Origin of the sequence: Veronia pacifica, from assembly GCF_001707825.1 — a bacterium.
GTDB lineage: Bacteria > Pseudomonadota > Gammaproteobacteria > Enterobacterales > Vibrionaceae > Veronia > Veronia pacifica.
Genome location: NZ_LYBM01000035.1, coordinates 13,611 through 33,860, shown reverse-complemented (window position 1 = coordinate 33,860; position 20,250 = coordinate 13,611). Strand labels below are relative to the sequence as shown.

The 20,250-nt window shown below is 46.7% G+C and carries 9 protein-coding genes and 1 pseudogene; 5 read left to right on the top strand and 5 right to left on the bottom strand.

The window, feature by feature from the left end; all coding sequences use genetic code 11:
* Window positions 1–222 precede the first annotated feature (222 nt).
* The 3 genes from A8L45_RS16880 (at window position 223) to A8L45_RS16870 (ending at window position 5,029) form a co-directional block, all read left to right on the top strand.
* A complete protein-coding gene (locus A8L45_RS16880) occupies window positions 223–732 on the top strand; it encodes a GNAT family N-acetyltransferase (RefSeq protein WP_068904413.1) in 510 nt (169 codons plus the stop codon).
* 195 nt (window positions 733–927) lie between these two features.
* Window positions 928–3,246 carry a methyl-accepting chemotaxis protein gene (locus A8L45_RS16875; RefSeq protein ID WP_068904411.1) on the top strand — a complete coding sequence of 773 codons (2,319 nt, stop codon included), beginning with the start codon at window positions 928–930 and terminating at the stop codon, window positions 3,244–3,246.
* Window positions 3,247–3,589: 343 nt separating this feature from the next.
* Window positions 3,590–5,029 (top strand): amidase, encoded by a 1,440-nt coding sequence (locus tag A8L45_RS16870; RefSeq protein ID WP_217492176.1) that lies wholly within the window; start codon window positions 3,590–3,592, stop codon window positions 5,027–5,029.
* 219 nt (window positions 5,030–5,248) lie between these two features.
* Here A8L45_RS16870 and lgt read toward each other — a convergent pair whose 3' ends face one another.
* Together lgt and A8L45_RS16860 are read right to left on the bottom strand one after the other, a co-directional pair.
* A complete protein-coding gene (gene lgt, locus A8L45_RS16865; RefSeq protein ID WP_068904406.1) occupies window positions 5,249–6,034 on the bottom strand; it encodes a prolipoprotein diacylglyceryl transferase in 786 nt (261 codons plus the stop codon).
* A gap of 135 nt (window positions 6,035–6,169) precedes the next feature.
* On the bottom strand, window positions 6,170–7,111 hold the full coding sequence (locus A8L45_RS16860) for an alpha/beta fold hydrolase (RefSeq protein ID WP_175402008.1): 942 nt from the start codon (window positions 7,109–7,111) through the stop codon (window positions 6,170–6,172).
* A gap of 510 nt (window positions 7,112–7,621) precedes the next feature.
* Between A8L45_RS16860 and A8L45_RS16855 the strand changes: the two genes are divergently transcribed.
* Together A8L45_RS16855 and A8L45_RS16850 are read left to right on the top strand one after the other, a co-directional pair.
* Window positions 7,622–11,635, top strand: coding sequence for an AsmA family protein (locus tag A8L45_RS16855; protein WP_068904402.1), 4,014 nt, complete (start codon window positions 7,622–7,624; stop codon window positions 11,633–11,635).
* 344 nt (window positions 11,636–11,979) lie between these two features.
* Entirely contained in the window at window positions 11,980–13,518 is a 1,539-nt protein-coding gene (locus tag A8L45_RS16850) for a DEAD/DEAH box helicase (protein ID WP_068904400.1), read from the top strand.
* A 245-nt stretch (window positions 13,519–13,763) separates the two neighbouring features.
* Here A8L45_RS16850 and mukB read toward each other — a convergent pair.
* From mukB to mukF, 3 genes and pseudogenes are all read right to left on the bottom strand, one after another.
* Window positions 13,764–18,226 (bottom strand): annotated as a pseudogene (gene mukB, locus A8L45_RS16845) (chromosome partition protein MukB).
* The gene (gene mukE, locus A8L45_RS16840; protein WP_068904398.1) at window positions 18,223–18,930 is read right to left on the bottom strand and encodes a chromosome partition protein MukE; all 708 of its coding nucleotides are present in this window, start codon (window positions 18,928–18,930) and stop codon (window positions 18,223–18,225) included. The pseudogene mukB and the gene mukE overlap by 4 nt, the downstream one beginning before the upstream one ends.
* Window positions 18,911–20,233 (bottom strand): chromosome partition protein MukF, encoded by a 1,323-nt coding sequence (gene mukF / locus A8L45_RS16835; RefSeq protein ID WP_068904396.1) that lies wholly within the window; start codon window positions 20,231–20,233, stop codon window positions 18,911–18,913. Before mukF ends, mukE begins: the two co-directional genes overlap by 20 nt.
* Window positions 20,234–20,250: the final 17 nt, after the last annotated feature.

Sequence of the window (20,250 nt, the reverse complement as noted above, 5' to 3'; positions counted from 1 at the left end):
CGAATCAAACAATTTATTCACTTCCTTGTTGTCAGTCGCGACAATAGGTCAATACGGTATGAATCGTAGATAGAATTAGGGCAAGATTCCGTTCTTGGTAACATGCTCAAACCTGCTTGCAACTCCCCTTTGCCATTAGTCATGCTTTGTTTTGGTATTGATCTTTAAGGATAAACTCCTCATTCTTGGTCATTTGCGGCACTAACCATAGACGGTGAAAAAATGTCAAAAAGTACGGTAATACGGGAAGCTACAGAAAGTGACCTTCATAAAATCAATGAGATATATAATTTTTACGTTGAAAACACGAGCATCACTTTCGATTACGATCTCTGGACGTTAGATAAAAGACTGAGTTGGTTTTATAAGATATCGACCAACCCCTCTTTTTCGCTTGTTGTTGCCGAGAAAGAAGGAAACATTATTGGTTTTGCGTATAACAGTGAGTTTAGAGAAAAACGCGCATATGCAGTAAGTTCTGAAATCACTATTTACACTGACCATAATAATCGTCATCCAGGAACGGGATCCTTGTTAATGCAAACACTTCTGGACAAAATAAAAGAAACCAATATTCATCGATTATTTTCAGTTATTACGTTACCAAACGACGCCTCAATAGCCATCCATAAGAAATTTGGGTTTGACCATGTTGGAACGCTCGATGAGGCAGGTTTTAAATTTAATCGTTTTTTTTCTGTCGCTATATACCAGCTAAAAGTTACACCTTAGTACGAAAGTTTCGTTAATCATTGAATTACTTAAACTGAGTGCAATAAAGCCAGTCACATAAAAGCTATAAACTTATACATTAATCGGAACATCATTTTATATAGAATTAAAATATCAGTAATCACTGATGCTTTTATCTCACTAAACGAATCTGTTTCCTATAATAGAAATTACAGTTTTGTGAGGCTTCGTAAAATGAAGATTTCCCTAAAAATTAAATTAGCCATTCTTTTAACCTGCCTTACTGGCGTTTTCGCTACAGCGACTGTTTACAGCGGAAAAGCTGTTGAGCTGTCAACCGAAGCGCTAGAAACTCAGGTAAAAAACCAATTGATAGCTGTGAGGGAAATACAAAAGTCTAAAGTAGAGAATTACTTTAACTTTATAGCTAAACAAATTGTTTCTTTATCTGCGTCAACTATGACATCAGATGCATTGACAGAATTTACTGAGACGTTTGATATCGTCTCAGAAGAGGTTATGCCCAATGCGACAAGCAATGCGAGACTTGAATCGTACTATGTTGATCAGTTCGGTGAGCAATTCAAATCACTCAACACAGTCAACTCTGTTGAAGTCATAGACAAACTAGATGCGATCAGCACCAACGGCGTTTTGTTGCAACAAGCGTACATAGCCGACAATAAGAACGAACTGGGTAACAAACACCTACTCGACATTGCCAGCACACGCTCTTCATATGATTATGTTCATTTGAAGTATCACTCTAATTATCGATTGTTTCTCGAACAGTTCGGTTTTTATGACATTTTCCTTGTTGATACGAAGGGGAATGTTGTTTATTCCGTCTACAAAGAGCTGGATTATGCAACTAATCTGATAAATGGCCCTTACGCGGAGAGCGGTCTTGCCACTGCGTTTAAAAATGCGGTGGGAATGGACAAAGGAGAGTATGCCTTCGACGACTTTTCTCCTTACTTCCCTTCATACAACAGCCCTGCATCATTTTTGGGCGCACCTGTATTCTCAGGAAACAGTCTTCTGGGTGTATTAGTTTTTCAGATGCCAGTCGACAACATTAATCAAATGATGACTTACAATGGCAAGTGGAGACAGAGCGGTTTAGGCGAAACGGGTGAAAGTTTCATTGTTGGCCCTGATAAGCTCATCCGAAGCCAGAGTAGAGGTCTCGTTGAAAACAAAACAAATTTCCTCAACAAACTTCGTGAGGCCGGAGTCAGTGAAAATATTGTTCAACGTGTCGAAACGACTGAGTCAACGGCGGGCCAGCAACCCGTTGTAACTCCTGCTGTTATAGACGGACTGAAAGGTAACTCAGGTTTTGAACATCAAGATAATCACTTAAAAATAGACAGTTTCATTGCTTATGCACCCATTGATATTCTCGGACTGCGATGGGTGTTAGTCAGTGAAATGAGTGCGACTGAAGCACTGGGGGATATCAACACGCTAGTTGTCGCTATGCAGAACATCAAGTTTTTAACCATCGGAATTATCGGCGCAATTTCGATTGTCATAGCGTGGAACATAGCAAATGGTATCAGCAGACCTATCACCCGATTTACCGACAAAATTACCGAGATCACAGTAAACGAAGATTTGACTGAACAGTTAGAAGCGAAAGGCAAAGATGAACTGGCAGAGCTGAGCCGGGCACTCAACAAAATGTTTGCTGACTTCAGAAAAGTCATCATAGAAGCTGATACCACAGTGCAAGCCTTGAACTCGTCTACTGAAGACATACAGTTGAATCTCAACAATATGGGTAAAGATATTGACTCACAGGCAAAAGAATCAAGCCAAGTTGCGTCCTCGGTTTCTCAGTTAAACGCCAGCGTCTCTGAAGTTGCTGATTTTGCCAATCAAGCCTCTCAAGCATCTGATGATGTAAGAAATACAGTGAAAGAAAGTTCAGTTGTTGGCGAAATGCTGGTCACGGAAATAGATGCACTGTCGAACAAAATGTCAATGGCGACATCTGCTATGGGTAAACTTTCAGAGGAAAGTAACTCCATTGGCACTGTTCTGGACGTGATTCAAGGTATTGCAGAACAAACAAATTTACTTGCACTAAATGCGGCTATTGAAGCAGCAAGAGCCGGCGAACAAGGCCGGGGATTCAGTGTGGTAGCGGATGAAGTCCGCTCACTGGCAATACGGACACAGGAATCTACCGAGGAGATCCGGTCGAAAGTGGAATCACTACAACGCGAAACAGAGAAATCCGTTGTCGAGATAAACAATGCTAACCAGTACGTTATACGAAGTGTTGAGCACTGTCAGACAAATAATGAAATGCTCGACAACATCAATGAAATGATCAGCAAAATAAATGATATGAACAGCCAAATCGCTACCTCTGCCAATGAACAGTCTCAGGTGACAGAGGGGATTAACAAGAGTATCAGCAACATAGCGTCATCATCTGTTGCAGTAGCAGACAAAGCTCATCGTTCAAACGAATGCTCTGAGGAACTTAATATCCAGTCAGTCACGCTTACTAAACAAATCGGTAAGTTCAAAATTAACTGACGCGTAAAAGCCCCACACACAGCTGATATTGGTGTATTGATAGCAAACAACCTTGTTTGCCATCAAGCATCTGTATCTACCTCGCTGCATAAAACTTCATGTTGATACCAGACATACAACACGCATCGATGTATTCATTTTTTTTTATCAATTTATATGGTCAAAGCCACCACTTCAGTACCAAAAGAAAAAGATAATTATGCATCTAGTCACATTTGAATTTACTTTTATATATGTTTTGTAATTATCAAAAAGGATACGAAATACCCTTCGATAGTTATTATTCTTAAAAAGGTGGTCAGACCACCCTCTTATTCATGGAGTGATGCAAGGAGTAAAAACATTGAACACAAAAAGTATTCCTTTGGTCAATGCGTATTGTGATGATGTGTTAGCCTCTCACGACGCGGTGGCACTCGCCCAACTAATTGACAAAAAAGAAATTTCACCGCAGGAAACAATCAGTGCGGCGATTGAAAGAGCAAAAAAAGTTAATCCTCATCTTAATGCCATTACGGAAGAGATGTACTCAGACGCCGTTGAGAGAATGCCATCTTCTGGGCTGATGTATGGCGTTCCTTCATTCATCAAAGACAACGAAGCAGTGAAGGGTTTTCCTACGCTTCACGGTTCTGCAGCATTAAAGAACACGCCTGCTGAACATAGCAGTGATTTTTTCCGTCAATTTGAATCATTGGGTCTTGCGACCATTGGGAAGTCGACCCTACCCGAGTTTGGTCTGACGGCAACTACAGAATCTACCTTCCTCGGAGAAACTAAAAATCCCTGGAACACAGCGTTCAGTTCAGGCGGCTCATCCGGGGGAAGTGCTGCGCTCGTCGCTGCCGGCGTTGTGCCGATCGCTCATGGTAATGACGGCGGTGGATCAATTCGTATTCCGGCGGCATGTTGCGGCTTGGTGGGCTTGAAGCCGACCAGGGGAAGGCTAAGGCCGATGGAAGGAACAGATTTATTACCAATCAATCTGGTCAATCAGGGCGTGCTGACAAGAACGGTAAGAGACACGGCAACGTTTCTTTATGGCGCAGAGCTACATCATGCCAATCCAGATTTACCCCCCATTGGTCATGTTCAGGGAGAAGGTAAAAAGCCGTTGAAAATTGCCTTTTTCATCAATGGACCGGAACATGTTCTCACAGACTCTGATTGCGGTCATGCAGTGAGAAAGGCTGCCAGCCTCTGTGAGAGTTTGGGGCATGATGTTGAGGAAATCCCATTTCCTTTTGATCATAATCTAGGTGATGATTTTCTCATTTATTGGTCGATGCTTGCCTTTGGTATCCATTATGCCAGTAAACAAGTAGTTGGACAGGCTGTCGACAAATCGAAGCTTGAACCATTTACTAAGGCCATGAGTCGTTATTACCTCACCCAGTGCTATAAAACTCCTGGGGCAATTCGTCGCCTAAAACAATTTCAAGCCACGTATCAGCACTTTTTTGATAATGTGGACGTGATCCTTTCTCCTGTATTGGGTCATCCACCGCCCAAGCTCTCATATTTAGTCAGTAAAGACATCAATCTGGAAAACACTCTGGAACGACTGCGTCGGTTCGTGCCGTTCACCGGTATTCAGAATGTGTCTGGGGGACCAGCAGTTTCTCTACCTGTAGGGATGAGCCAAACTGGTCTGCCCGTTGGTGTGCAATTTGCCAGTGCACCCGGTAATGATAAAACCCTGTTAGAGCTCGCGTTCGGTCTTGAGCAAACCGGAGCATTTCTGGCGGGAGATGACAAAATCAATAAGGTGGTGGGATTTTAACTTTTGTGACGCCGTCACTAATTTACAGGGTAAATTTTAATCAATGATGTAAACCGACAAGGCAAGATATTCATGTCTTTATGTGACTACTTTGTCGAGTCGAAATTTCACGCTGAAGCGGTAAGTTCCTCTGCGCTGTTTAGCGTGGTCATAAACAAAAACCCTCCAGAGCATAACGCTGCTAGAGGGCTTTTTTCAGCGCGATTAAGTAGGGTCTAATTAAACAGTCTGCGTTCGTTTGTATCGCACGACTGCGCTAACCAGCAATACAACCCCAGCGATAAAGAATGGGATACTCAGTAGCTGCCCTGTATTCAATGCCAAATCAGAGCTATATGCGGCTTGCTTTATTTTAACAAACTCCAAACTGAAACGAGCAGTAAAGACCAGACACAAGAACGCGCCAAACAAGGCGCCAGCCATTTCTTTAATCTTTGTGGTTCTATACATCACAAGCAAGAACACAAAAATAGAAAGGTAAGCAATGGCCTCATAAACCTGAACCGGATGTCGAGGTAAAAAGTCATATTTTTCAAAAACAATCGCCCAAGGCACACCTGTCGGCTTACCGATAATTTCTGAGTTAATAAAGTTTGCCATTCTGACAAAGAAACCGAAAATCGACGTCGCGATAGCCAGCCTATCCAATAGCCAAATGAAGTTAACGTCGTCTTTTTTGCAATAGAAAAAGACAGCAAGAATGGCACCTAAACCACCACCATGACTGGCAAGCCCTCCTTCCCAAACGGCAATGATCTTCATTGGATTTGCAAGATAGTAAGCCGGATCGTAGAAGAAGCAGTGACCAAGACGAGCGCCAACAATAATACCGACAACAGCGTAGATCAGTAATGAGTCGAGAGATTCAACGTCTCTGTTCTCCTGCTTGTAAATCCACTTCATTACCTGAAAACCAGATAGTATGGCTGTAGCAAACAACACGCCATACCAATGAATTTGTAACGGTCCTAGTGAAAGTAAAATTGGGTCGACGTTCCAGATCATAATGTACTTCAATAATAAAATTCGTTAGCAAATTCTAGCATGAGCCGAAAGACAATAGATAGAAGGCCGATGAGCCTAACTGCTTAACTTTCGATATATTTTATGACACTGTCACCGCATCAGGACGCGTTTAGGTTAGCAATGACTAGTTGCTTCTGGCTGGCTAATGTTCATATCAGTGCTGATATTCCCTTCAAAAGAACTGTGAATACGGTCTTTGATAATGATCGCCGTATCCTCTGGCGCTTCTTGCATAAAACAATGGCCACCCTTTAGGTTAACAATATCGAAAGGTTCACCCTTACTTGTTAAACGCTTCATAGATTTTTTGACAAACCAGTAGCTTTGCTCACCGTATAAGATGGTCGTTTTTACATCTATTTTATTGATGGGTCGCCAAATGCGCTTGGGCGCAGTCCCAAACACCTCTGACTCTCGTGTTGGGTCGCACTTGAGAGTGACTTGACCGCAATTGTCATACGCCAAAGCATAATCGACGTAGGCACGCACTGCCGATGGGTCCCAGTATTTAAACATTCCCCGACCCGAAAAATAATTTAGTGCTTCACCATACGATGACCAACCATTTCGGCGATTCAAAGAACTATTGACCAGAGGGTTAATGTTAGTAAAACCAATTGGATAAAGAAGACCAATAGCAAACATTGCCACGGGTGGGAATATAACAGGATCCAGCAAAACGAGACGGTCAAACAAAGCGGCGTCCTGATCCTGCATAAGCAATGTCAAAATGCCACCGAAACTATGGCCCATGCCGATTTTGGTGCAGCCACGATAGTCATCACTGAAAGATTGCCACACCTCCCGACATACCGCTGCGTTGTTGTCCCATCCCCAGAAGCGATCTCCGCTATCGCTGTCTCCGTGGCCCTGTACGTCCTGAATAAAAATATCGAATTCATCTGTTAAAGCCGACAACATCGGCCAGTAGGTCAAGCCCGATAACCCTGTTCCATGTAAAAAGTGAATCACAGGTTTGCCCGTTGGCTCAGTTCTATGCCCTCTAATCACAACACCATCTCTAAGCGTGTAATTCCAAGGTGTTAATTGATTCATAGCAATATCCATATCGTTTCATTTTTTAACCTTTGCATCGCCACGCTCTGTATTCAAATCAACGACTAAATAATTGGGCGGACGACAAATTTGGCGAAAAAAGGCGGCGATAGAAAGAAGGTCAACAAAACGATGAAGCACTCAGTAAGCGATGAAACCTACTCCGTGCAGGACCGCCAGTCTGAGTCGCATTGAACGATGTCACTACGTTGTGATTCTGTTGGCGATATTTTCAATAAATCATAAATATCCGTACGTTAACCATGCAGCCTTTTACAACACGACAACTAATACGTTATGAGTTAGATTTGATATCACACTAAATGTGTATATTTTTTGGAGGGTTTTAAAAAATTCATAGAGATTACCGTAGCCTTGTATTTGCAGTGAGTTCAATATCTATCCTTCTCTTTTCACAATGTTGACAATGTTCTGTGATAAAGATTCATGCTATGTTCTCACTAGTAAATCGCACGCCATTCTTTTTACGCTAACAATACGCAAATTCTCATGAACCCAACTGAATCTCCGGACAGTGCTGGCCAAACAGTACCAACTAAAAAAAACGGGTTAGCGGTCTCGATCGCTAAGTGGCTGTTGATCACCTTTTTGACTCTCATCTTGATTGTCGTTGCCGTCCTTAGCATAGGCCCCAGTATCCATCTCGCCCCTTATCGACAAGACATTAATCACTGGCTGACAAACACGCTTAAGAGACCGACCGCCATCAATGGTGATATGACGCTGACACTGTCTTGGTCACCAGAGGTGCTGCTGGGTGATATAGAAATTGCGGATACTGACCCTAACGCATACATGCCTTTCTTTTCGGCAGCTAAAATCGCAGCGAAAGTTGAAATTGCGCCACTTTTTGAAAATACACTCAGTATTAAGCACCTTGACCTGAAAAATATTCAGCTCAATCCGCAGATCGATCCGGAGGGGAAACCCAACTGGATGCTGGCAGGCATGAACGACAAGCAAGAGGATAAAACGCCAGACTCATCAAATGAGTCACCAGCCATGAAAATAAAGCTCAGTGATTCCATTTCTGCCGAGCAAATCTCTCTTTCCTATCTCGACCAAACGAGCTACCAAGGCTTTGACTGGCAGCTAGAGTCACTGTCTCTTACCAAGCCTGACAACTGGCTGTTGGAAACTCAAGGCAGCGTTATGGGTGAGATGTATCAGCTGGTATTGAAGGGTGAACTTGAAAAGCTGCTAAATGAACAAACAGGAAAACTCGATATTCAGGGCCAATTTGCTGGTGCCGAGCTCAATATTGACGCCAATATCATTCCTCCTTCAAAAGGCACATCGACCGCCTCTCTTGACTTCAACTGGCTTGATACCACAGCTTTGGAATATCACCTTGGGCTGGATGCAAAGTATGCTGCCCCAATGGCCATGAAAGCGTCACTAAAAGCGTCTGAAAAAGGCTTTTCAATCTCTGATCTCACCATAAACAGTCCGGTGACACACGGTGATGGCTTTCTTGATGTAAAACTGGCACAAACGCCAGATGACATTAACCTAATCTCGGGTCGCCTAAATATACCTCTGGTTGATTTACGGCCTTGGCTGCAACCGGAAGAGGTGCCTGAAATGGTGGGCTATGCCAATGCAGCGCCGCAGAAATCACCGTTGCAAATGGCACTCGAGCAGTGGCTTGAAAAAACATCAACTGACGTCAAACTCGGTATTGGTGAGATTAAGGGACTTGGCACCAATGTCAGTAACATCTCGCTCAACATTGAAGGCAAACAAGGCAAGCTGACCGCCCCTATGACGGCAGACATTGCCGACGTGCCTTTCCGGGGTCATGCCAACATTGATGCAACTGACTGGACATCAACAGTCGATATCCGTCTTGGTGCCAAAGATTCCCAACTGGGTGAAATGGCGGGTTGGATCACGGGCATCCCAAATGCCCATGGCAGCCTGAAAAAAGCCGAACTGGCCGTGACCACGGAAGGCACAAAACTCAAAGAGTGGATAGACAACAGCACCCTCAACCTTGAGGTGGATTCAGCCGATGTTGACTGGGGTAGTAAAGCCACATTTGCCATCAGTAAAGCGGAATTAAAAGCGGGTATGCTGCTGCCTTTCCAGTCTGACATTCGTGGACAGCTGATGGGCATCCCCGTCACCGTAAGCGCAAAAGCAGGTACCCTCGAAGATATTCTGCAAAAAAGAGACTGGCAAACGCAGATTCAGTTTAACAGCCCAGTACTCCACGTTGACGCCAGTGGTATGCTTGCTGGTACTGAGTGGCAACCGGGAAGCTGGTTTAACCTCAATATCACCAGTAAAGATGCCAGCAAGCTAAGTCCATGGCTAGGCACTCATGCATCAATCAGCGGCGCAATCGACTTAAAAGGCAAGCTAAACTATCGTCCGGGTGCTATCGCGTTTGATTTACCGTCGCTTAAACTCATGAATACAGTAGGCACTGCCAACATTGTCTGGCATCAGGACACACCGTCTCCCCTACTCGAATTTACCAGTCATTTTACCCGACTTGATTTCACTCAGTTTGGTCAGTTTGTCAATGATGATGAGTTGCCACAAGTTGAGCAGACTGCACCGACACAAGGCGTTAACCTTGATGTTCCTCTTCTGCCAGACAGCATTGTAATTGCAGATGCAAACCTCGACCTCAAAGTTGATGAAATGCGTTGGGGTGAACAGTCCCTCGATAACCTCTCTTTTAAAGGCAAGGTTCGTAGAGGACAACTGAGTAAGGCTCCATTCTCGGCAAGCTATGCGGGTAGCCAATACAAGGGTGATATCAGCCTTGGCCTGAGTGACCAGAAAATCAGCGCCGGGCTCAACCTGTCAGTCAACGAGCCAAACATAGGTGCGGTACTGCAACAGCTTAACCTTGCCGACAATCTTAAAATGCAACTTCGCAGCGCCAGCCTCGCTTTGTCCCTCTCCGGCAGGACGGTACTCGAACTGATGGAGCAAGCCAAGGTCGATACTCGCTTTAATGGCGGCGTACTGAAGGTTGCCGATATCTACACAGGGAAAGCCATCGATGTGTATTTGAACAGTGGCAGCTTTGTCACCGGGCCTGATACAGCAACACACCTAAAGATGACAGGGACTGCCTCGGGATTGCCCGTTGAGGTAACGTTAGATTCACTGTCGCTAAGACAAGCCAATGATGGCCGCAGCAAAGTTCCGCTGACAATGGCAGTCAGCCTGGGTGACACGCACTTTACCGCGCGGTCAGATGTTGTGGTACCGCTCGACTTGAAGACCATGACAGTTAAGGTAGCAGCCGACACACCGAGTCTGGACCGATTCAACCGCTTCACAGGTGCGGATCTGCCACCATATGGACCGATCAATCTCTCAGCCTCAATGACCATGGATGAGGTCGGCTATCGCCTGCAGGACCTGATTGTCAGTGTTGGCAGCAGCAAATTGACAGGTCATGGCAATGTGATCCCCCCACAGGCTACTAATCAGCTAACGCGACCTAAGTTGGAGTTGGCATTTTCCGCTCCCTTTATTCAGCTGGATGATTTTAATATCCCGCACTGGTCAGCATGGATACCAGAGAAAAAGACCTCAGAGGCGGAAGGTAAAAAAGCTGAAACCAAGGCAGGTGTCACTTCAGATATAACAGATAAAAAAGCAAGTGGTGACGCGAAAGACAAACCTATCCCTGTCGTCAGCCCTGAAGGTCTCTTGATCGCCGACGCCAACTTTAAGCTGGATGTCAATGAGGTCCGCTCTGGTAAAGACTGGCTGGGAGCAGGCAAGCTCTACTGGACGCTCAAGGACGGCCTACTGACACTCAGCCCGCTCAATGTGCAAATCCCCGGTGGATTGATTCATGTAGAAGGCGACATCGCTGCCAAAGGAAAAATGTTCGACATTAATTTAAAAGGTAATGTGAAGAACTTTGATTACGGTGTGATTGCCCGCCATATTGATCCTGAGACTGAAATGTATGGCACCTTGAGTACCCGTTTCACACTGAAAAGTCTCGCCAATAACCCTGACAGCCTTATGCAAAACGCCACCGGATTTGTTGGGTTTTCTGCCTGGCCAAAAGCGTTTGACGCGCATCTTATCGACTTATGGGCAGTGAGCCTCACCGATGCCATCATTCCAAACTTCACTGATAACGATCCCTCGCAATTAAACTGTGTTGCGGCTGGGTTAGATATCGACCATGGCAAAATGAAGCAACGTGAGATGATCATGGATACCTCGCGTATTCATGTTATTGGCGACTTCTCGGCAAACTATAAAGACAGAGCTTTTGACCTCAGCCTGACACCGTTATCAAAACATGCGCAGATATTTGGTTTGCAAACGCCAGTATCCATTAACGGCAAATTTGAAGACTTCAGCCTCAGCGTTCCATGGACTGAGATCCTGAAAACCACGGTGCGCTTTACCACCAGCCCAGTGGTCACTCCACTGCGATGGTTGTTTGAGGAACCTCTGCCCAAAGACGCCAGTGCCGAATGTGAGCGAATCTGGCAAGGATCACCTGTCAGCTAGTATCCATTCAGTCAGCGGCTCATAACGCAAAAGACCAATGAGCCGCTTTCCGTTCATGACATCGACTTCGTACCCTGCGCACATATTTTGTGCAACAGCAGTAAATATTTCAACATAGAAAGCTGTGTCTGTTTTTATTGTATACTGCCTAAAATGACAACAATTTAGCGATAATTGTCCGCGATTATGAACACATTGTATTTGTGGAAATTTCGCCTAAATAACAGATATTGATTGATGTAACACACTAAAAGCCCCACAATGAGCGCCTTATCATTTGCTGGTTCAATGAACCCGCCGTTTCTGCCCCTTTTCCGGGCACCATCTTACTGAGTAATAAATATATGGGTTTTACCTCGCTGGGTCTTTCTTCACCTATTCTTCGCGCTGTACAGGAAAAGGGGTATGACACTCCCTCCCCTATTCAGGCAAAAGCGATTCCTGCCGTATTGGAAGGTAAGGATGTCATGGCGGCAGCACAGACCGGCACAGGTAAAACCGCAGGATTTACGTTACCCCTTCTCGACAGACTGGATTCAGGCAAACGAGCCAGAGCCAACCATATCCGTGCTTTGATTCTAACGCCGACAAGAGAGCTGGCTGCGCAAATTCTGGATAATGCAAAAGGGTACAGCCGCTATACCAATGTGCGTTCAACGGTGGTATTCGGTGGGGTAAAAATCAATCCACAAATGATGGCACTCCGCAAAGGAACCGATATTCTGGTTGCTACACCTGGGCGTCTGCTCGACCTCTACCAGCAAAATGCTGTGAAGTTTTCTCAGCTTGAGACACTGGTTCTGGACGAAGCCGACCGTATGCTGGACATGGGTTTCTATCGCGACATTAAAAAGATCCTCGACCTACTGCCGAAACAGCGTCAAAACCTCCTATTTTCGGCCACTTTTTCTGATGAGATCCGAGAATTGGCGCGCGGTTTGGTAAATAATCCAGTTGAGATTTCAGTCAACCCTGCAAATTCAACAGCACGCACCGTTGAGCAATGTATTTATCCGGCAGATAAAAAGAAAAAACCTGCCATGTTGTCCAAACTGATTCAGGATGGCGACTGGAAGCAGGTACTGGTATTCAGCCGTACCAAACACGGTGCCAACAAACTGTCCCGTTTCCTTAATGAGGAAGGCATTACTGCCGCGCCCATCCACGGCAACAAAAGTCAGGGAGCACGTACCAAAGCACTGGCTGATTTCAAATCTGGTGAAGTAAGAGTACTGGTTGCCACCGATATTGCCGCCCGTGGTATTGATATACCTCAGTTGCCACAAGTCGTGAACTTTGACTTACCAAACGTTTCAGAAGATTACGTTCACCGTATTGGCCGTACCGGCCGTGCCGGAGAAGTCGGTAAAGCCATTTCACTGGTGTGTGCTGATGAAGCCGCTGATTTGTTCGGTATTGAGCGTTTAATCCAACAAGTGCTTGATCGCGTCGAACTGGAAGGTTTTAAACCGACAAATACCCTGCCCGTTTCCAAGCTGGATACTCGTCCGATCAAACCGAAAAAGCCAAAGAAACCGAAAAAAGCAAGCTCAGGCGTCACACAGCAAAGCTCCAACAACAGTGAATCCAGTACTCCTCGTCGTCGAAGAAAACCTGCACCTGCTAAGGCGGCAACAGCGTCAAACCGGGGTAATAGAAGTCAGACAGAAAGTCGTGGCAATGAAGTTGATTCGCGCAGTGGAAATAGCCGTCGACAAGGTTCAAAAGCTAACACTGCCAATCGCCAAAATAGCGGTGAATCACAACAAAGAACGCGTAAACCAAAACCAACATCAAACGGTTCACAAGCCGCAAAGCCTCGCTCAAACCGTAACCGTAAAGCGGCGGGTGAAAAGGTCAACGTTAACTGGAACAGCTACTGATTTTTAATTGCTTTTAACCGGACAACAACTACCCGTTCTCTGGCGGTTCTTTTGCCGTCGGAATGATGAAAAGGCAGCCATCGCGGCTGCCTTTTTTCGCGCACATTACCCTGATTTAAAACCATTTAAATACCAGCACTCACCGAGCCTCATTAGGCTGAGATAAATAGGTTACAAGGCTATTATGCTGAAAAAAAGCCTCCCCGAAGGAAGGCTTACAATGAGCGATATCATCAGAGAATTGACTATATTTCGCTGGCAGCTTCCAGTGCTTCGGCGATTTCAGGGGTATCTTTTAATTCCCCAAATCCTCTTAAACCGACCACATGAACATGCTCCCTGTCATTAAATATCTTACGTACCAACTTATAGGTGGTTCCCTGCTCTGGGCTGATATTTTCCGGTGCAGCAATCAACAATTGCATATCGAGACGATGACAGAGCTCAAACAGGGTTGAGATTGATTTGGCATCCAGTCGGGCTGCCTCATCAAGGAACAACAGACGACACGGCACCACATCTTTACCACGCAGACGTCTGGATTCTTCTTCCCAGCTTTGAACAACCATCAGCAGAATCGCCTGACCAGTACCAATCGCCTCACCCGTAGACAACGCGCCAGACTCTGCACGTAACCAGCCATCGGTGCCGCGGTTAACTTCAATACCCAGCTCAAGGTAGTTACGGTAATCCAGCAGTTCTTCACCCATGGTTTGTGGCGAGCGTTGCCCCATATCAATATGCATGTTGAGTCGCTGGAACAGTTTTGCCATCGCTTCTGAGAAGGTCAGACGGTTGTTGCCAAACAAATCCTGATGCTGATCAGCCTGTTCTGCCAGACCGCTAAGCAGCTTGGCATGACTTTCACGGATAGTGACATTGAGGCGGACGCCTTTCACCTGACCGAACGAAATGTTCTGCAAACCCTGGTTGAGCATACGGATCCGGTTTTGCTCGCGCTGAATGGTCTTGCGGATAATATTCGCCACTGACTCAGAGCTAATCGCCAGTCGCTTCTCACGCTGCGCCAGTTCTTCGGTCAAACGGGCAAGCTCTACTTCCATTTCTTCAATCGCTTCAACCGGATCATCGGTGCGAATGATATCGTGGCGAATACGCTCACGCAGATGGGTGTAGACAGCGACATAAAACAACACTTTACGCTCTGGATGCGCGGTATCTTCGGACGCTCGCAGTGCATCACGCAGTGTTTCATTATCCGCTACCGCAAGACGCAATGCGCCCAGTGATTTATCGGATAATGAACGCAGTTCCTCTGCAGACATATACGCCATTTCACGACGGTTTAGCTGCTTTTCAACCTCACTGTCACGGGCAATTTTCAGTACCTCAACCCAGCCTGCTTTGGCATTAACAACAAATTTACGCACTTCCGCATATTCTTTGCCTGCCTTTTTGAGGCTTTTCACCAGAGACTTCATTTCAAGTTCCAGCGAGGTCAGTCCCTTTTCCAGTTCACTCTTGCGCTGCGCGACTGCTGCAGTTGCATCATGAGCTCATCACGACGCAGGCGTGCCCGTTCTTCAGCATCGGCATCCGCACGTACACCAAGCTCTGCCAACTCACGTTTAAATTCAGTGATGGTTTCCTGTTTGGCCTGATGTGATGTTTTCAGAGTGATCAACAACTGATTGTATTGATTGGTTTGCTGTCTGACCTGCTTCACATCATCACGGGCGCGGGTACGCACACGTTCCGCATCCTCAAGCTTTTTCTTGAGCTGCTCACTGAGTTCACTGCTCTGATTGAGCAGCTCAACCGCATCGGCATAAGCGAAGTGATTAAGACGCTCAACCAAGTCAGCCAGCGCAAACACCTGCTTCTTCAACCCTTGCAGCTTGCTGTCGGCGTGTTGATAGTCAGCTTTCAACGCATCAAACTGCTCCGGATCTCTATCCAGCGTGGAAACCAGTCCTTCCAATGCGGTGAGTGCTTTACCATGTTCGCGGACAAAATGACGCGCGTCATCTGCCTGAGCCAGACGCGCAGTGACTTCTTCGAGACGATCAGACAGAGTGTCATCTTCCAGTAAGCCCACCATTGGCTGCAGCTTATGAAGCTGGCTAATGCCCTCTTTCACTGACCTCAGTTGGCTTTCGAGTTGTTTACGCTCTTCGGTGGTTTTAGTCAGTTCACGTTGCAGCTGACTGCGTTTTTCGTGTGCTTTTTTCAGCGCCGCCTCTGGATCTGGCTCAAACGCCACATGCAGATGGGTTGAGACAAATGCGTTAAAGCTATGCGTCAAACGATGTAGCTTTTGTGCATCAAACGATGCCTTGGCATAGCTCTCAACCAGCTCTTCACGCTTTTCGCGTAAACTGTCGAGACGATGTTCACGGGCAGCTCGACCAAACAATGGCACTTTGGGGAAGCGGGAATAACGAAGCTGGCGATCATTCAAATGAACACAAACCGCTCCCTCCAGCTCGTCAGAATCAAACACGCTGTCATCAAAACCGTCAGCCTCACCTTCAATGACGTAAAGATCATCGGGGCAATCGTCGATATCAACCAGTTTTTCTTTGATCCCTTTCAGATCAGGCACCACAATCGCGTGGCGAGCTGGGCCGTAAAGCGCACTGAAGTAAGGCGCGTCATCAAGCGTGATATCGTCATAAATTTCAGATAACAGGGTGCCACCCAGCGTATCAGCAAGAGATTTGAGGCGCGCATCGTCGCTGCCTCCCGGCTGACCAAGACGCTCAATCTCAGCTTCCAGTGCCGACTTTTCTGCTGAAAGACGGTCCCGTTCGACCGTTACTTCACGCTCCTGAGCACTCACAGACTGCATGGTATCCAGTACCGAACGGCTGTCATAGAGCTCAGTCTCTGTCTGCTCACTCAGTTTTTCCAGTGCCTCGTTTGCATGGATCCACGCAGGAGCCCGGCTCTCCAATGCCTGAATATTAGCCACAATGTCTTTCTCATTGCGTTGCAATTCACGGCTTTTATCTTGTTTACCAGATAGGGTTTCTTCTATTTGCTCGAGACGCGCGTCGAGGTTTTCTTGTTCAGCTTCAATATCCGCTTCACTGCGAACATCCACCGCATGGCTGCGCTTAAAGCTGTCAGCAAGTTCCTGAGCCTGTTTAAGGCTTCTTACCTGACGTTCAAGATCGCGATGTTGAGCTTTGAGCTGTTCGGCATTTGACGCCAGCATGGTAAATTCACGATGAGTTGCCACCAATTCACGGGCCTTACTGCCCGCTTCCTCACGTGACACTTCCCCGGCCACTCGGCGAACCAGAGCCAATCCTTTATCAAACTGCTCAACGGCAGCAGAGGATAAATCGAGGCGATGTTTCAGGCTCAGGACAGATGAAGTCAGGGATTCTTCTTCAGCCTTTGTTTCCTGCAATTGCGCAGCAGCATTGTCCTGACTGAGCGCGCTGTTGTTGGTCAACGCACGGGCTTTTTCCAGTGCCTGCACAGCTTGCTGATACTGAAGCGCACGGGTTTGCTGAACATCTAACGCCTGTTGGTAATCGGCCAGCTGAGTTTTGAGGCTATCCACCTCCTCTTCAGCGTGAGTGACCTGCTCTTCCGCAACAGTCAATTGCTCGGTGGCTTCTTCTACCACCATCATCTGCTCTTCGAGGCGTTCGGCCAGTTCTTCAAGGTCGTCCTGGTAGCGTTCGACTTTCTCCTGTTGCCTCACCGCCGTCTGCACCAGCTGCAGGTGATCTGAAGCCGCCTGATGATCTTGCTCAAGGTGCGACTGGTTGTCGGTCAAACCTTCAAGTTCGTCGGCCATCACACCCGCTGAGTGCCGTTTATCATCGAGTTGAAGACGAGAGCCCATGACTTCGCCACGGTATTTAAGGGCAAGTTCGAGTTTCTTGCGGCGCTCGTTAGCATGACGCATATAATCAGAAGCAACATAATTCGTTGCTTCGCTGATCAGGTGCTTAAACAGGTCGCGGTCGCGTTGGGTCAGTTTGATGGCTTCCATGGTCATGCGGTTTTCACGCAATGCCACTTCCATATCCTGAAACGCTTTTTTCACCCCGCCATTTTGTGGCAGCAGGTAGTCACGCAATGACTTGGTGATCGCACTGGAGATCCCGCCATAAAGCGAGGCTTCAATCAAGCGGTAGAACTTTGAGCGATCGCTTTGCGAACGCAGTTTTTTCGGCAGTGCACCCAAATCGAACATTTGGGCGTGGTACTCAGTGACCGAGTTAAACGCTTTGAAGTGAGCCGTGTCGTATTGTGTCACCGCTTCTTTCACTTCGTTGATTTGACGGATCCTGACCTGTGAATCTGAAATATTCTCAATCAGTACATCAGTCGGTTTAACATGGCTAGGTAAACCTTGAATAATGAAGGGTTTGATATCTACTTTTTTATCACGGCCCGCCACTTGTTGGAGCCGAACAGCAAACAGCAGACGCTGATTACGTGAATTAATCACTTCCAATGCCGCATAACAGGCACCGGGTTTCAGCTTACCGTGTAAACCCTTATCTGCAGACGAGCTTGAACTGCCCGCCTCTGTGGTATTCCGGAAGTGAAGCAACGTCTGGTCAGGGATGAGAGACGTGATAAACGCCGCCATTGTGGTGGATTTACCCGCGCCATTACCGCCGGAAAGTGTCGTGACCAGGCTGTCGATATCAAAGGTTCGGGCAAAAAAGCCGTTCCAGTTAACCATGGTCAACGATTGGTATTTACCGCGTTGTATCATGCCTCATCTCCCACGTGTTCTTCTTGTTCTGCATTATCAAGCAGGCTGCCCTGAGCGTGTTCCTGTGAATGGACCACAGCTTCACCGTCTCGGATCAGACGAAGCTGCGCTTCTTTGGCATCGTCACCGACTCTGACATCTGCGCCAAACCGGAATGTGGCTTCGCTGACTCGGAATTTACCGTTATCGCCCACTGGAATAATCATCCCGATACGGCGAAGGCGACGCAGTGAGGTTTTCACTTTGTCGTATAACTTGCCGCGATCCAGATCTGAGCCTATCGCCCGATTTGTCACCAGCTTCATCAGTTTTTTCTCATCAGCAAGTGTCAGCAGTTCATCAAACAACTCCTGCGTGGAAAAGATGCCTTCCTGTGCCAACCGCTCTGGGCTGAGGTAGAGAAAGCACAAGACTTTTCCCACTAACATGTCCAATTCTGATAACACGCTGCGACCAATCAATGCCGTTGAACGAGGCCTGAGGTAAAAAAACCCTTCCGGGGCGCGCACCAGTTCGGTGTTATATCTTTGGTAAAATCGTGCAAGCGCGGTTTCAAATTCGACTAAATAGGCATGGTTATCCATGTCCTCACTGGCAATATGGCGGCCAGCGCGCAACACACTGTCAAGTGCCGGGAATAATGGGTTGGCAAGAGCTTTCGCCAATTCTTCCGGCAGGTGTTCTTCAATATTTATCAATGACATTTGCTTGTACCCTGGCTCCGTATTCGTTGATTTCTTTCCAGTCAGGCTGAATAGCGTTCAGATCTGATTGCGAATATCCCATTCGCACTGCCTGATTAATCACAATTCTCGCCAAGTCAAAATGGCGGGCCTGTGGATGCTGAGCCAAATAGTTTTTCAATAAGGTGCCCAAATCAATCACTCCACCGTTTGCACGGTGACGTGAGAGCATCTCGGCGATCTGATCGCTCAATTGGTCGTTGACCAGACTTAATTCTTCGAATTCCACCTCTGCAGGCATTTCACCGGTCACTTCATCATCTCTGAGCACCAGTGCCTCATCACGCATGTCGAGAAGACGTTCGGCATCGGCATACGTCAGCAACCATGGATTGTCGAAATAATCTGTGACGGACTGTCGCAGACGCTGGCTGAACGCACGGTTCTTATCCATATCAATGGCATTACGGATGAACTTATGCACGTGCCGGTCGTAACCAATCCAGAGATCGATGGCTTGTTGACCCCAGTTTATGATGCGATCCAGCTTGGATTGCAGGCTATGGATCATGGCGTCTACAAAATCGAGGTCGTCCCGTGGATAGGTATATTCCTGAATGTTGAGAAGCTGGCTCTGAAGTTGATCGCCCGCCGACTGCAGCGTGTCCTGTAATTCGCGCAACGTGCTTGAGGTTTCATTCAGCAGCTGTTCACAGTTAGCGATCGCCGCTTGCCAATCCTGATTAAGCAGTTCGGCAATATCCTCTTTCACTTTCTGTTGCTGCTCGTCCATCACTCGCTGATTGAGGTCGATACGATCAAATATCTCGGCAACCGAAAATTTCAGCACGCTGTAGACATTGCGGTACCAGAAATCGGCATCGCCGTCCTCACTGGCCGCATCCAGCGCTTTGTTGATCTCACCAGCCACCATAGATAGCTGCACAGACAACTTGAGTGAGCTGTATTCGCGGTGACGGGAATAGTAATCGCTGATCCCCAGTGCAAGCGGTGTAAGACGATAAATGCTCGCGCCTTCAGTCATTTCACTGGTAAAACGACTCAAGAGGCGGCTGCGAACCATATCATTGATTGTGTTGTTTGCCCTGAAGGCGATTGTTTCTTTGCTTTGGCCAAAGTGGTCGCTGACAATGCGAAATGCATCTACCAGCTCCCCCTCGCCCAACTCCTCATCAAATTTGTCACCACTGAGGGCAGCAATAGCGAGAAGAAAAGCCAGCCGTTCCGGCGGCAGGTTGAGGGAAAAATCATGCTGTTTTACCCAACCAACCAACTCAGGAACGGTCTGAGAGTATTCACTCATCCGTTTACCTTGTTGTA